Annotated in this window: 14 protein-coding genes and 1 pseudogene; 4 read left to right on the top strand and 11 right to left on the bottom strand. The window is 62.3% G+C overall.

All coding sequences use genetic code 11. The features are described 5' to 3' along the window. Positions 1-35: 35 nt before the first annotated feature. From ACYG9V_RS09665 to ACYG9V_RS09650, 4 genes are all read right to left on the bottom strand, one after another. The gene (locus ACYG9V_RS09665; protein ID WP_352762928.1) at positions 36-1097 is read right to left on the bottom strand and encodes a substrate-binding domain-containing protein; all 1062 of its coding nucleotides are present in this window, start codon (positions 1095-1097) and stop codon (positions 36-38) included. Between the two features lie 67 nt (positions 1098-1164). After that, positions 1165-2226, bottom strand: a complete 1062-nt coding sequence (locus ACYG9V_RS09660; RefSeq protein ID WP_031194643.1) for a substrate-binding domain-containing protein — start codon at positions 2224-2226, stop codon at positions 1165-1167. A 31-nt stretch (positions 2227-2257) separates the two neighbouring features. Then, positions 2258-3511: a M20 family metallopeptidase gene (locus tag ACYG9V_RS09655; RefSeq protein ID WP_352762929.1), complete on the bottom strand. Its 1254-nt coding sequence runs from the start codon at positions 3509-3511 to the stop codon at positions 2258-2260. Then, complete coding sequence (locus tag ACYG9V_RS09650; protein WP_023681814.1) at positions 3508-4722, bottom strand: ROK family transcriptional regulator; 1215 nt, start codon at positions 4720-4722, stop codon at positions 3508-3510. Before ACYG9V_RS09650 ends, ACYG9V_RS09655 begins: the two co-directional genes overlap by 4 nt. Before the next feature lie 919 nt (positions 4723-5641). On the opposite strand from ACYG9V_RS09650, the gene ACYG9V_RS09645 reads away from it, so the two are divergent. The 3 genes from ACYG9V_RS09645 (at position 5642) to ACYG9V_RS09635 (ending at position 7567) form a co-directional block, all read left to right on the top strand. Continuing rightward, complete coding sequence (locus ACYG9V_RS09645) at positions 5642-6094, top strand: family 1 glycosylhydrolase (protein WP_352762931.1); 453 nt, start codon at positions 5642-5644, stop codon at positions 6092-6094. A 38-nt stretch (positions 6095-6132) separates the two neighbouring features. Continuing rightward, positions 6133-6987, top strand: coding sequence for a hypothetical protein (locus tag ACYG9V_RS09640; RefSeq protein WP_352762934.1), 855 nt, complete (start codon positions 6133-6135; stop codon positions 6985-6987). Between the two features lie 334 nt (positions 6988-7321). Beyond that, the gene (locus ACYG9V_RS09635) at positions 7322-7567 is read left to right on the top strand and encodes a MucR family transcriptional regulator (RefSeq protein WP_373420121.1); all 246 of its coding nucleotides are present in this window, start codon (positions 7322-7324) and stop codon (positions 7565-7567) included. Between the two features lie 172 nt (positions 7568-7739). Here ACYG9V_RS09635 and ACYG9V_RS09630 read toward each other — a convergent pair whose 3' ends face one another. The 7 genes and pseudogenes from ACYG9V_RS09630 to ACYG9V_RS09600 all read right to left on the bottom strand — a co-directional run bounded on the left by ACYG9V_RS09630 (position 7740) and on the right by ACYG9V_RS09600 (position 13687). Next, a complete protein-coding gene (locus tag ACYG9V_RS09630; protein ID WP_245260041.1) occupies positions 7740-8282 on the bottom strand; it encodes a protein TonB in 543 nt (180 codons plus the stop codon). Between the two features lie 240 nt (positions 8283-8522). Beyond that, positions 8523-8754 (bottom strand): annotated as a pseudogene (locus tag ACYG9V_RS09625) (Arm DNA-binding domain-containing protein); the annotation flags it as partial. A 291-nt stretch (positions 8755-9045) separates the two neighbouring features. Further along, positions 9046-10608, bottom strand: a complete 1563-nt coding sequence (gene guaA, locus ACYG9V_RS09620) for a glutamine-hydrolyzing GMP synthase (RefSeq protein WP_023692332.1) — start codon at positions 10606-10608, stop codon at positions 9046-9048. 55 nt (positions 10609-10663) lie between these two features. Then, positions 10664-11329, bottom strand: coding sequence for a 5'-methylthioadenosine/S-adenosylhomocysteine nucleosidase (locus ACYG9V_RS09615; RefSeq protein WP_352712837.1), 666 nt, complete (start codon positions 11327-11329; stop codon positions 10664-10666). Beyond that, a complete protein-coding gene (locus ACYG9V_RS09610; RefSeq protein WP_023686843.1) occupies positions 11329-11787 on the bottom strand; it encodes a PaaI family thioesterase in 459 nt (152 codons plus the stop codon). The genes ACYG9V_RS09615 and ACYG9V_RS09610 overlap by 1 nt, the downstream gene beginning before the upstream one ends. Positions 11788-11871: 84 nt before the next feature. Next, positions 11872-12267, bottom strand: coding sequence for a TspO/MBR family protein (locus ACYG9V_RS09605; protein ID WP_352762936.1), 396 nt, complete (start codon positions 12265-12267; stop codon positions 11872-11874). Between the two features lie 130 nt (positions 12268-12397). Further along, on the bottom strand, positions 12398-13687 hold the full coding sequence (locus tag ACYG9V_RS09600; protein WP_352762937.1) for an RsmB/NOP family class I SAM-dependent RNA methyltransferase: 1290 nt from the start codon (positions 13685-13687) through the stop codon (positions 12398-12400). A gap of 319 nt (positions 13688-14006) precedes the next feature. On the opposite strand from ACYG9V_RS09600, the gene ACYG9V_RS09595 reads away from it, so the two are divergent. Next, positions 14007-14684, top strand: a complete 678-nt coding sequence (locus ACYG9V_RS09595; protein WP_352596972.1) for an MIP family channel protein — start codon at positions 14007-14009, stop codon at positions 14682-14684. Positions 14685-14699 lie beyond the last annotated feature (15 nt).

The following is a 14699-nucleotide window of genomic DNA, read 5'->3' as shown; positions in this document are numbered from 1 at the left end:
TTTATTCCTCCGGTGGTGAGCGCTTCGCCTCGAGCCTATTTCACCGCGTCCGCGATAGCCGCCGGTACGTCCCTGTTGAGGGACTTCTTCCAACCGTCCTTCACCGTGTCCTTGGTGACGGCGATGGAATCTACGGCATAGAATGGTTCGGCCTTCTTGCCGACCAGAGAACCTGCCGAGGCGCGCGCCAGCGTCACGCCAATGCTGTAGGCCTCGTCGGCGACGAGGGCCGCGATGTTGCCGCCCTTGACCATGTCGAGCGCGGCAGGCTCATTGAGGTCGAGCGTGACAATCTTGGTGTGCGTGTTGCCGGCACCGCGCAAGGCCGAAAGCACGCTCAGCGCCGGTTCGGCCCAGGTGACATAGATGCCGTCCAGGTCCGGATGCTGGGTGATCATCGCCTGGGCGATGTCTTCGCTGCGCGCCGGGTCGGCCATGCCGGCCTCGGCCTCGATCTTCATATCGGGATAGTCCTGCTCGATGGTCTTCTTGAAGGCCTGGTCGCGCTGGTTGGTGACGTAGAAGTCGGCATCGTGGAAGATGTAGCCGATCTTGCCTTTCTTGCCGAGCGCCTCGGCCATGGCGATGCCGGCCTTGTTGCCCATCTGAAAGAGATCGTCGGAGACGATGGTGACATAGTCCCTGCCCTGCTTGTAGCCGGCCGGGGAATTGTCGACGAAGCCGAGCTTGACGCCGGCCTGTCGTGCCGGATCGTAGACCGAAGCTGCAGTCGCCGGATCGACGGGAAGCGACAGGATGATCGACGGCTTTTTGGCCATCACCGTCTCGATATCGGCCTTCTGTCGCGCGGCGTCGAAACCGGCATCGGTCTGCGCCACCACCTCGATGCCGAGGCGCTTGAATTCGTCATGGGCGCCGGCATTGACGGCGTTGGTGTATTCGCTCATCTCGTGCCAGACGAGGGCGGCGGTGAACTTGCCGTCCTTGATCTGCTGCTCTTCGGCTGGCGTCAGCGTAAGACTGCTCGCCGGCACCGGCTTTTCACCATTCGGTCCTGTGGTGACGCCTTCGGCGGCGAAGGCGTGCATGGCTAGCAGGCTCGCCACCGTCGTTATGATTGCAGATGCTATGCGCATGTCCCGATTCCCCTTTTTGTTGTCGAAGAAAAGCTCCGGTGCGGCGGGCCGCGCCGGAGCGAGAGCCTTACTTGAACGCGTCGAGCACCGGCTGCGGCGCGTCGCGGTTGAGCGAGTCCTTCCAGCCCTGCGCGACATTCTCCTTGGTGACGGTCAGGGCCGGGGCGACGACGAAGGCTGGTGTCGGCTGGCCAAGCAGCGACTTCATGCCGGAAGCAGCCATGGCGCGGCCGAGTTCATAGGCCTTGTCGGCGACGAGGGCTGCGACATTGCCGCCCTTGACCATGTCGAGCGCGACCGGCTCGGCGAGGTCGAGCGTGACGATCTTGGTCCTGGCGTTGCCGGCGCCGCGTAGCGCCGACAGCACGCCGTCGGCCGGCTCGGCCCAGGTCACGTAGATGCCGTCGAGATCGGGATGTTGCAAAAGCATCGCGTTGGCCAGTTCCTCGGCGCGGGCCGGGTCGGATATGCCCTGTTCGGCGACGATCTTGATGTCGGGATAGACCTTCTCGATGGTGGTCTTGAAGGCTTGGTCGCGCTGGTTGGTGACGTAGTAGGCAGCGTCGTGGAAAATGTAGCCGACCTTGCCCTTGCCGCCGATCGCCTTGGCCATCGCGTCCGCAGCCTGCTTGCCCATCTGGAATAGATCGTCAGTCACGATCGAAGCGTAGTCGGTGCCCTGCTTGTAGTCCTTGGGCAAGTTGGACAGGAACACCAGCTTGGTGCCGTCCTTGACCGCCTGGCGGAAGGCTTCTGCCGAGGTGACCGGGTCGAGCGGCAGCGCCAAGATGACGTTGGGCTTTGCGGCCAACGCCGTCTCGATGTCGCTGCGCTGGCGGGCGGAGTCGAACTGGGCATCCGTTTTGACCGCAATGGTGATACCGGCGCGGGCGAATTCGTCGGTGGCGCCGGCGGTTACCGCATTGGTGAAATCGGACGAGGTGTGCCAGAGCAAGGCAGCCTTGTAGCCCTTGTCCTTGAGCGCGGCGATGTCGGCATCGCTTAGGATCACGTCGGCGCTCGGCGTGGCGCTCTCGCCCTGCGGGCCGACCGTCTGTGCGAAAGCTGGGTTGGCGGCAAGCATCAATCCGCCGGCAAAGGCGGCGGCGATCAGTGTCTTCATCGGCATGTCAGTTCTCCCATTTTGCTTCGTTGGTGGTTCAGTCGGCCACGCCGCAATAGCGGGCCATGAAGGCGGCGAAGCCGACTATGCCGGCGAAATATTCCTCGACATCCACGTGCTCCTCGAATGTGTGGCAATTCCTGATGTCGCCGGGCGCGCAATAGACGGCAGGAATACCGAGCTGATTGATGAAGAAGGGGGACTCCGACCAGAACGGTGCGCCCTCGATGACGCCGCGTCCGCTCATTGCGCCGGCCATCGCGTCGGACAGCATGGCGACTTCCGCCCGCGTTTCGCCGATCTCGGCAGCGGTGCCGCCCAGCCTGTGGTCGCGGCCGGCGGGGTAGGCGAACTCTACCGAAATATCCGGATCGGTGATCGCGCCGCGCACGGCAGCCTCGATCTCGGCGGCGGCGGTGTCGAGGTCTTCGCCAGGCAACAGCTTACGGATCAGCGAGAGCGTGCAGCGCTCGGGAACGGCAATGTAGCCGCCGCCGGCAAGCCCGGTGATAAGCAGGAAGCCGCGCCCGACCAGTTTGTGCTCGGCGCGCGCGGCGACCTCATCCGAATGCTTCCAAAGCGCCGTCATCGCGGCATGGCTTGCACGGAGCGCATCCTTGCCGAGTTCTGGCACACCGAAATAGGCGGATTTGCCGGTAATCGAGATATCGGTGATGAAGAAGCCGATCTGCGCCGCATAAACGGCCAGGCGGGTCGGCTCGACATAGACGCTGAAATCGGGTGCTGTGACCTCGCCGGTCTCGATGCGTCCGACGAAGTGCTTGATCCCGGCGGAAATGCCGGTGCCGGGCTGGCCGCTCTCCTCGTCGCCGATGAAAGCGAAGGCGACGTCGCCCTTGAGGCGAACGCCTGCCTTGTCGAGTAGCGCGAGTGCCGCCAGCGAAGCAGTGATGCCGGCCTTGAGGTCGCCTGAGCCGCGGCCCCAGACAGCACCATCAATGATCGGGGCGGCGAACGGATCCTCACGCTCGGTGCCTGCCCAATGCTCGCGCCAGCCGTCGACATGGACGGTGTCGGTATGGCCCATGAACAGCAGGCGCTTTCCCTGGTCGGCCCCCTTGCGCTCGCCCCAGATGTTGGGCCGCCCGGGAAGAAATTCCGTCCTGGTCAGGCCGCTGAGGTCAAGGTCGCGCATCCTGGCTTCTAGGAAGTCGACGAAGTTGGCTTCGTTGCCGGTGATGCTCTCTCGGCCGATGGCGCGGCGAAACAGCGTTAGTGCGTCGTCGCGGTCGAGCGCTGCCTGCAGGCGGGCGGTAATATCGTGAGTCATATCGCGGCCTCCTTCAGGGCGGCGGCCTGGGCAGGCGGCAGCGAAATCCGGCCATCAGGCGCGTCGACGCCGAACAGCGTGTTGTGCAACTGGCCAAGGCCGATTGCCGCCGCGCCAATGAGGGCTGCGCGTGCGCCGAGTTCGCTCGCCTCGACCCTGACCGGATAGGGGAAGCATAGCGGCAGAAGCGCCTGCACCCTGGACAGGATTTCGGGCCGCAACCCAATCGAGCCGCCGAGGATAAACTTTTCTGGATTGGCGATTGCCGCGATTGCCGCAACGCCTTGCGCCAGATGGCGGGCAGTTTCGTCGAGCACGGTGAGCGCGTCCTTGTCGCCAAGCGCGGCATTCTCGAATATTGCCGGCACCGAGACCTGCCTGCCGGTGAGAGCGTGGTAGCGATCGGTCATGGCGTGGGTGGCCACCGCGCGTTCGAATGCGCCGGTGCGCAGTGATTCCTCGGTGAAGGGATCGGCCCCGATCGGCATGAAACCGATCTCGCCGGCGGCGTGCCCAGCACCCCGCACCAGATGGCCGCCCAGCATCAGCCCGCTGCCGATGCCGGTGCCGAGCGCGATGTAGGCGAGATTGTCGATGCCCTGGCCTTGGCCGAGCCAGTTCTCGCCAAGCACCGCGAGATTGACGTCGTTCTCGATCATCACCGCGACGCCGAGCGCTTCTTCGAAGGCATCCAGCACATTCATTGTGTCGAAGCCGGCAATGTTCGGCGCCATTAAAATGCGGCCGGTGGCCGGGTCAGGAGCGCCAGGCGCGCCGATGACGGCCAGGCGTATCTTCTTGCGCGCGACGTGCTGTCTGGCCGCGGCATCGAAGGCCAGCGCTGCAATCTGATCGACGACGAACTGGCCGCCGCGCGGGTCGGTCGGTGTGGCGGCTTCGGCAAAGATCTGGCAGGCAAGGTCCGTCAGCGCGACCCGCACCTTGGTGCCGCCAAGGTCGACGGCGATGATATAGGCTGCGTCGTGGACCAGTTCGTAGGTGACGGCGGTGCGCCCGACATGGCCGCTGGTGCGGCCGGTTTCCTGGACCCAGCCCTCCTGCTCGAGCCCGCGCATGATTTCGGAGATGGTCTGCTTCGACAGGCCCGTCAGCTTGGCGATCGAGGCGCGGGAGATCGGCCCGCCCTGGACGATCGCTTCCATCACGGAGCGCTGTGAGAACTGACGGGATATGCGCGGCAGGTCAGTCACATTGAACTCCCGTTAATTCGTTCTATGACCGAACTTATTATTCGGAACTGGACCTGTCAATGTATGTTCGCGAGCGGCCGTTTTTGCGCACGCGAACATTGATCCGGAGGCAGGATTCAGGCGCGGTGCTGCCGTTCGGCAGAAGATAAATGCGGTCAGGGAGTGGCTGGATCAGCTTCTTGAATCAATTGGGCGAACAGCTTCGCAGCGCATTGACAAATAACGATCATGCTAGTCTCTGAGGGGCACTGTTTTCTACAGGAGATCAATACAGCGGATGGTTCGCCGGTCCATATCTCTCGTATTCTCTCGTATGGGTCTGTCGAACCATGGGACGATGAACGAGACCAACTATTGGCTTCGAGAATATCGGTGATGTACCGCGGGTCTGCGTCCCAGTGAATGGCTCAAATGGGGCCGGCAGCGGAACGTCCGTTTGCAGTTTGCAAACGTGGATAACTACCATACCGCCTTAACTCGCAAAGACCCGTTTGACGCCAACTGGGCTGGCCCGAAGCCGACCTCTCCGTCCAGCATAGTCCGATCATATTCGGCGCAAGCTGCTCGCTTGAACCGTGGGATAGAATTCCGCCAATCTCGACCCGCCTATGCCTGGGTGGCCCCTGCTCACAATCACGAGCGTAGCGCCATCTTTCCGAATGGCCGGGTGAGGCTGGAGAAATCGCCGCTGAACCTTCTCGACCAGCCATTCTCCGGCTTTGGCAAAAAGCCGGTTCGAAGGCTTTTCCGCCATGTGCCGTTGCCTTTCGCAACGAACGGTCAACCGACTGTGAATAGCACTTGCAGGCACGTGGTTGTCAGGCGCCCACCGAACTTGACAAGCAGTCTTGCAGGAACTGCGTCGAGCACTGAACGTTTGACCAAGCGCGGGCATCTCCGCCTTGGCTAAGGACCATCAATGTTCACGTTCATGTTTGCCACCGGCATCGAGAACAGCACCCCCACCATTCGACAAGGCCGGGAGCGCGTCGACGAAATGGAAAAATGCCGCTTCTACGAACGATGGCGCACCGACTTCGAACTGGTCCAGGATCTCGGGGTGCATTTCCTCCGCTACGGACCTCCCATCCACAAAACATGGCTGGGTGACGGACGTTATGATTGGGCATTCGCCGATGAGACCTTCGCGGACCTGAAGGCGAAAGACATTCTTCCGATCGTCGACCTTTGCCATTTTGGCGTGCCGGACTGGATTGGCAACTTCCAGAACCCGGACTTTCCGACACTATTCGAGCACTACGCCAGGGATTTCGCGATGCGCTATCCGTGGATCCAGCTCTTCACCCCAATAAATGAGATGTTCATCTGCGCCACCTTTCGGCCCGCTGGGGATGGTGGAACGAACAACTGAGCAGCGACACTGCTTTCGTCACCGCCCTCAAGCACATCGTGAAGGCGAACGTGCTTGCCATGCGGGCGATTCTCGAGGTGCGGCCGGACGCCATCTTCATTCAGAGCGAATCCTCGGAATACTTCCACGCCGATTCTCCCGAGGCGGTCGGCAGAGCGGAACGGTTCAACAGCGAGCGTTTCCTGTCGCTTGACCTCAACTACGGTCATGACGTCGACGCGCACACCTATCGCTATCTTCTCGAAAACGGGATGACGGCCGAAGAATACAGTTTCTTCCTGGAAAGCCATCTGCGCAGGCATTGCGTGATGGGCACCGACTATTACCAGACCAACGAACATCGGGTTTGGGCAGACGGAACGACGTCCGGGTCCGGCGAGGTGTTTGGCTATGACGAGATCACGCGGCAGTACTTCAACCGCTACCGGCTTCCCGTAATGCATACGGAGACCAACATCAGCGAAGGCCCCAATGGAGACGAGGCCGTCTATTGGCTGTGGAAAGAGTGGGCCAACGTGCTGCGGATCCGCAACGATGGCATCCCCATCGTAGGCTTCACCTGGTACTCGCTGACGGATCAGGTGGACTGGGACAGTGCGCTTCGGGAGAACAACGGACGGATCAATCCGCTCGGCCTCTATGACCTCGACCGAAATCCGAGGGCGGTGGGGCGCGCTTTCAAGGCGCTGATCGCGAACTGGAACAAGCTGTTGGCCACACAAAGTGTCTGCCTTGCTTTGCCGGTCTTTCTTCCCTCACAGCAAGACGATGCCATTGTTCGCGCGCAACAGGATTATGCGCGCAGCCTGCTGAGCGTGGATCGGGTCGCTGAAGGCTGGACTGAACCACTTGCTGCTCCCCAGAAAGAGGTCGAACCCGATGCGCCTGGATAACAAGACTGCATTGTAACCGGTGCTGCAAGCGGCATTGGACTGGCCATCGCCATGCGGTTGGGCACCGAAGGTGCACGGGTGAGCCGACGTGGGTGGAGGCAAGGTCGAGAAGGCGCGCATCGGTTTGACAAGGGGCGCGCCGGGGAGGCCGCTATCACGGTGCTGTCGACTTGCGCTCACGCGTTCGGCAGGTTGGTAATAATCGTCAACAACGCGCCGGCCTGATAATCTTTAACCATTGAGGCATTCACTAGAGCGGGCTGGCTGAAGGTGCTGAGCGTCGACCTGCTGGGAGCAATTTATTTCGCCGGAAAGGCATTCGCTCATATGACATCTGGGGGGCGTCATCGTAAAACATATTGAGTGTGCGCGGTCGAGACGAGCTCCGCATGTCGAGCTATACGCCGCGGCAAAGGCCACCCTCCTGTCTCTAACCGAGACCCGACGCAGTTCGCACCTTGGCCGACTGGGCATGAATCCGGACGATTACCGAACCAAATGGAACCTGCCTCGCAATTACCCGATGGTGGCACCCAACTATTCGGGAAGCGTTCCGCATATCGCCTCTAACACCCAGTAGCGGACAGCTCTCGCCTGAGGCGTCAGTCGTCGTTGAAGCGCTCCGGCATCGCATTCGAGGCCAAGGCTGGTGCACAAGGATCATGACATCGAATTCCACTCTTTACAGGAACAAGTGCCTTTCCTCGGGATTAGGATTCGACGCCGCAACGGCGTCGAACCCCAAAGGAGACTCACATGAAACGTAAGATTTTGACAGCTACAGCGATCTCTCTCTGTCTCGCCACCGCGGCCTTGGCGCAGTCGTCGGGAACATCCAGCGGCACGAACGGAACGTCCGGCTCATCGGCCGGGTCCAGTATGAGCTCTACGTCCGGCTCCGGCCAAAGCGGTATCCCGAGCGGCTGGGACAGCAAGCTCTCCGGCTCATTCTTCAGCGACGCCAATTCGGGAAGACTTCTGTCGCAGGATGAGATCCGCAAGAACTGGTCGTCCCTGAGCTCTGAACAGCAGGCACAGGTTCGCTCCGACTGCTCGAGGATGACGGCCAGTAACGGCACTGGCTCTGGCACAATGACCGGCACGTCAGGTAGCTCGGCTTCGACCGGCAGTGATACAACGGCGAGTATCGGCACCGGCTCTGGCACAGCCACCGGCACTTCAGGCAGCTCTGGTTCGACCGGCAGTAACACCACGGCCAGCAACAGCACTGGTTCGGGTACAACCACCGGCACGTCGGGATCCTCGAATACAGCTGGCGATACGACCGCCAGCACCAGCACGGGTTCGGGCGCGAACTCGGCTGCTCAAATGGCTTCGATGCGGCAACTCTGCACTCAGGTTCAAGGGATGTGAGTGAATGCGGCGCTCCGGGCCGGCTTGGCCGGAATAAGAAGAGGCCTTGGAGGCCCGGGCATCGCTTTGGTTTGGTAGCCATTTCGGCGCTGAAGTCGGCCGGAGACCGGGGTGACAACTCGGCGCTTGTCGCGCTGCTTTTCTATCGCCGGCGACCGTCACTCGCCAATAGCGCGCTTCGCGTCGAGACACTTCTCCCGGCTGAGGCAAGCGAGATTCCGTCCCGTCCATACCTGCCAAGATAGACCGTCTCGCGGCCTCCGTTGAGCCTGTAATCCAGCCGAAAGGAGATCGCGCCACTGGGCATGACGCGAACATACATGCCGTCGCGGTCCGCAATCTTGTAGATGTTCTCTTTTGGTTCAGGGCTTTAAGGGCGACGTCCGTCAGCATTCCCCGCTACCTCCTGAAAAGTACCGTCAGTACAATTTCGAGGCTCTTCGGCAGAAATTTTGTTTTATCTCCAGTGCCTTAAGGCATCAAAAAACACCGTCAGAGCCTCATTGGATCTGACGGTACTTCGAAAAATCTGAGCTAGCAATTTGCGGAAGGTCCGTCAGCCGGTCCGTCAAATCCAATCTCCGCACCGATTGTCGCTGATTGTCTCCGAATGGATTTATACGTGTTATCAAATGGTTGTGGCGTACAATGGCGTGTTTTCGGCGGCGTTTGAGTGGGCCTGAATCACTCCCACTCGATGGTGCCTGGCGGCTTTGACGTCACGTCGTAGACGACGCGGTTGATGCCGCGGACTTCGTTGATGATGCGGGTGGCCGCCGCGCCGAGGAAAGCCATGTCGTAGTGGTAGAAGTCGGCGGTCATGCCGTCGACGGACGTCACGGCGCGCAGGGCGCAGACGAATTCGTAGGTGCGGCCGTCGCCCATCACACCGACGGTCTGCACCGGAAGCAGCACGGCGAAAGCCTGCCAGATGGCGTCGTAGAGGCCGGCCTTGCGGATCTCGTCGAGATAGATGGCGTCGGCCTCGCGCAGGATTTCGAGCTTTTCGCGGGTGATACCGCCGGGGCAGCGGATGGCAAGGCCTGGTCCGGGGAACGGATGGCGGCCAATAAAACTTTCGGGCAGGCCGAGTTCCTTGCCCAGTGCCCTCACCTCGTCCTTGAACAGTTCGCGCAGCGGCTCGACCAGCTGCATGTTCATGCGCGCCGGCAGGCCGCCGACATTGTGGTGCGACTTGATGGTCACCGACGGGCCGCCGGTGAAGGAGACGCTCTCGATGACGTCGGGATAGAGCGTGCCTTGCGCCAGGAAATCGGCGCCGCCGAGTTTCTTGGCCTCTTCCTCGAACACTTCGATGAACAGCCGGCCGATGGTCTTGCGCTTCTTCTCGGGGTCGGACTCGCCTTCCAGCGCCGAGATGAATTTTTCCGACGCGTCGACCAGGATCAGCGGCAGATTGTAGTGCTGGCGGAACATCGCCACGACGCCGGCCGCCTCGTCCTTGCGCATAAGGCCATGGTCGACAAGAATGCAGGTCAGCTGGTCGCCTACCGCTTCGTGGATCAGCAAGGCAGCGACCGATGAATCCACGCCGCCCGACAGCGCGCAGATCACCTTGCCCCTGCCGACCTGTTTGCGAATGGTCTCGACCGCGTGCTCACGATAGGCGCGCATCGTCCAGTCGCCTTCGATGCCGGCGATGTTGTGCACGAAGTTTCTCAGCAGCCTGGCGCCATCCGGCGTATGCACCACTTCGGGGTGGAACATGATGCCGTACATCTTGCGCGCGACATTGCCGAAGATGGCGAAGGGCGAGCCTTCCGACTTGCCGAAGACCTCGAACCCCTTGGGCAGCGAGATGACGCGGTCGCCATGACTCATCCACACCTGGTGACGCTGGCCGGGCGCCCACAGGCCTTCGAACAGCGGGCTGTCCTTTTCGATCTCGACGAAGGCGCGGCCGAATTCGCGATGGTTAGAGCTTTCGGCGACGCCGCCCATCTGCACGCACATGGCCATCTGGCCGTAGCAGATACCGAGCACCGGCACGCCGGCATCGAAGACGATCTGCGGAGCGCGCGGGCTGCCGATGTCCGATGTCGAGGCGGGACCGCCCGACAGGATCACGGCTTTCGGATTGATGCGCTTGAAGGCAGCTTCGGCCGATTGGAACGGCACGATCTCGGAAAACACGCCAGCCTCGCGGATGCGGCGGGCGATGAGCTGCGTAAACTGGCTGCCGAAATCGACAATCAGGACTGTATCGGGATGATTGGCTGTCGTCATGGCGAGCCTTTAGAGAAAGAAACGAGTCGGCGCAATGGGGTGCGTAGCCCGACTTTCAGAGCGCTGCCGGCTCTTGCCCAGGCTGCTCCTTGTGTAGCGTGCCGGAGCCGATGGCCTGTTCGAGGCGCACGACTGCATCCGCCAGCTTCTCGTCGATGACATGCAGATATTCGGTCCAGTCGCCAACGTGGCGCAGATCGGCTGCACCGTCTGAAATGCCGCGCAGGCCGATAAGCGGGATATCGAACAACTGGCAGGCGCGCAGGCAGGCGAAGGTTTCCATGTCGACCATGTCGGCGGCGATGGCGTCATAGGCGGCACCGGTGATGATGGCGCCGCCGGTCGACAGGCTGGCTTCTTTAATGCCCGGTATCCTGAATGATAGCGGGACGGTCACCGGCAGGTCGAGGAACGGCGTCGCGCCTTTTTCGAAGCCTAGCGGCGAAGCGTCGATGTCGCGATAGCTGACCGAGACCGCCTGGTAGATTTCCGTCTGCTCCAGTGTGCGGCTGCCGGCGGAGCCGAGCGAGACGACGAGATCGGGCAGCGTCTTCTCAGACTTCAGCCATGACAGTTCGGCGCCGAGCCGCACACCTGCCTCGACCGGGCCGACGCCCGTCATCAGCGGCGTGAACAGTTTTTGCAGATGCGGACCGTACTCGGCCTGCGCCGCCATGACGAAGAGGACGTCCTTGCCACCAATTCGCGTAATTTTGGCCATCAGCCTGCTATCCCGTCACGGCCAACCACCGTCATCATCGTGCCGGTCATGGTCGCGATCAGCTTGGCCTCGCCATCGGCGGCAAAGGCGTAGGCCTGGCCGTCGGCGACAATGATGGTGCGGCCGGGCTTGGTCACCGAGCCGCGGAACAGGAAGCGTTCGCCCCGGCCGGGCGCTAGGAGATTGACCTTGAACTCGATGGTCAGCACGCCGGAATTTTCCGGCATCAGCGAGAACGCGGCGTAGCCGCAAGCCGAGTCCAGTGCGGTCGAAATCACGCCGGCATGCAGGAAACCATGCTGCTGCGTGAGTGCGGCCGAATAGGGCATTTCGATCTCGATGATGCCCGGCGTCACAAGCGTCAGTTCGGCGCCGATGGTCGCCATCGCCTGCTGGCGCGCGAACGACGCCCTGACGCGGTCCTCATAATCGGGTGCGGGTACGATCTTTGCTGCCATGGCCATCGCCCTGATTTATCTGCAAAGCTTATCGCAGACGCCTGAACGCCACGCAAATGCTTTTGCTGCACTGCAGCAAAGCACTCAGTTCAACAGGAGCAGCGACGCGTTGAGCAAGGTGGCGAAGGCTACCCACGCGGCATAGGGCGCAAACAGCCAGCCGGAAACCCGGTCGCGGTTCCACACCGTGGCTATGAACAGCGGAATGCTGGCGAGAAGAGCCAGGATCACGACCAGTGCCGGCCCCATCTGTTTGGCGCCGAAGAAAGTCGGCGACCACGCGAAGTTCAGAACAAGCTGGAGGGCCCAGATCTTCATCGCGGCGGCTGCTCGTTCCCGCTCCCATGTCCGCCAGCCGGCCACGGCGATCAGCACATAGAGGAGCGTCCAGGCCGGCGCGAAGACCCAGTTGGGCGGGTTGAAGGGCGGCTTGGCGAGCGAGGCATACCATTCACCCGGCAGCGTCGCATAGCCGATCAACAGGCCGCCGCCGAGCACCAGAAGGAGGAAAAGCGAAGCGACACATATCTTTGCAAGAATTCTACCCCGTCTGGCGGCCGACGCCGCGCATCTGCAACTGGAGCGCTATGTCAGCCTGTCAATCGCAGCGTCAATTCGCCCGACGCAGCGCACAGAAATAGAAGCCGTCGGTGCCGCTCAGAGCCGGCGACAGCGAGATATCGCTTGTCTTGCCGATCCGGGCGGCCGCTGCGTGACCGGGGAAGCTGGCATCCCAGAGCGCGCGATGATCGACCGGAACGAAGCCCTTGTGCCGTTCGCGAAAGGCGGCGATCTGCTCGCCATTCTCCTCGTCGAACACCGAACAGGTGATGTAGACCAGCAGGCCGCCGGGTTTGACATAGGCCTTGGCCGCGTCGAGGATCGCCGACTGCTCGCCCTTGCGGGCATCGAGCTGTCTCTGCGTCAGCCGCCATTTGGCGTCGGGACGGCGCCGCCAGGTGCCGCTGCCGGTGCAGGGCGCATCCACCAGCACGATGTCCATGTGGCCTGCGAGGGGGCTGAGCTCGGCCGGCTTGGTGACGACCTGGACGTTGCGGTTTTCCGAACGGCGGATGCGGTCGAAGATCGGTGCCAGCCGCGCCTTTTCGGCATCATGGGCGAAGACCTGGCCTTTGTTGGCCATCGCCGCCGACAGCGCCAGCGTCTTGCCGCCGGCGCCGGCGCAGAAATCGAGCACCTGCATCCCGGCTTGCGCGCCGGCAAGGGCGGCAACGATCTGCGAGCCTTCGTCCTGGACCTCGAACCAGCCTTTCTGGAAGGCCGGCTCGGCCTGTACGTTCGGGTGCCTGCCGTCGCCGTCGATGGGCGGGATGCGAATGCCTTGCAGAGCGATAGCGGCCGGTTTGGCGCCGGTGTCGGCCAATTCAACCAGCACCTTGGCGCGGTCGGACTGCAGCGTGTTGACCCTGATGTCGAGCGGCGGGCGGGTCGCCAGGGCCGCCCCTTCCGCAACCCAGTCTGCGCCAAAGGCTCGTTCGAACAACGGCGCGCACCAGTCGGGTATGTCCGCCCGCACCGCCTCCGGCGCGTCTTCAGGCCCGCGCTCGGCCAGCGCCTGCAACTCGGCGGCGCTGAGCAGCGGCGGCGCGAACTTGTCACCTTCGAGCGCATCGTTGAGCGATTGCGGCGTCTGGCCCCATTCGATAAGCAACGCGCCGAAGCCGATGGCGCGGGGCGTGTCTTCACCCAAAAGCCAGCCGGCGGAACGCTTGTGGCGCAGCGCGTCGTAGACGATGTTGCCGATCGCCGCGCGGTCGCCGCCGCCGGCAAAACGATGCGACAGGCCCCAATCCTTCAGCGCATCGGCCACCGGCCGGTGGCGCCGGCCAATGTCGTCCAGCACTTCAATGGCTGCCGCCAGCCGTCCGCCCAGTCGCATTCGTCATTCCATCTATCGAGCACAGTATCTTTCGGCCTGCTCTTAGAGCGTTTCGCGTCGAGATTGAACCCCGCTTGAATTTCGCGGCGACGAGGCCTTCCGCTCGCGGCCGACGATTTTCCCCGCCGGCAAATGTCCGCCCGCCGGCGATAACAAATCTCAAATATATGCAAGGTCTCTAATGTTGGTAACTGGCCGCCGTAAGCACGATCTGTGGCGCAATTGCTCAGCTTTCCAAGCTTTTGCGTTGGGAATACTCTTTGCGCCATGATTCGCGGCGCGGAAAAGCGGACCGACGGATCGATGCGAGGAGAGGGCAATGAAAACGTATCTTGCGGAAGTTCTAGGGACATTTCTATTGGTGTTTATCGGCACGGCGTCGGTGGCGACGGGTGGCTTTCTTGCCGACTTGCCGCTGGGCCAGGAAGCCATCGGCCTGGCGTTCGGCATCGGCCTGATTGCGGCGGCTTACGCGGTGGGTCCCATCTCAGGCGCACATCTCAACCCGGCCGTCACGCTCGGCGTCTTCCTTGCCGGCCGGCTGCCGGCCAAGGATGTGATTCCTTACTGGATCGCGCAGATCATCGGCGCCATTCTGGCCTCGCTGGCGCTGTGGATCATCGTCTCCGGCCAGACCGGCGGGCACACCACCGGTTTCGGCGCCAATGGCTGGGACGTGGCGAAATGGGGGACGAGTTCGGCCTTCCTGTGGGAGCTGATCGGCACCTTCACCTTCGTCACCGTCATCCTCGGCGTCACCGCCGAGAAGCACTCGACGGCGTTCGCCGGCCTGGTCATCGGCCTGACGCTGGCCGGACTGCACTTCGCAATGATCCCGGTGACCGGCACCTCGCTCAATCCGGCGCGTTCGATCGGCCCGGCGCTGTTTACCGGCGGCGCAGCCCTCAGCCAGCTTTGGCTGTTCATCGTTGCGCCGCTGATCGGCGGCGCAATCGCTGGCGTCGTCGCCAAGGCACGCATCTTCGAAAAGGTCTGATTTCGAAGCCTGCGA

This window comes from Mesorhizobium sp. W016, from assembly GCF_054719485.1.
This window is presented reverse-complemented; position numbering and strand designations above follow the sequence as displayed.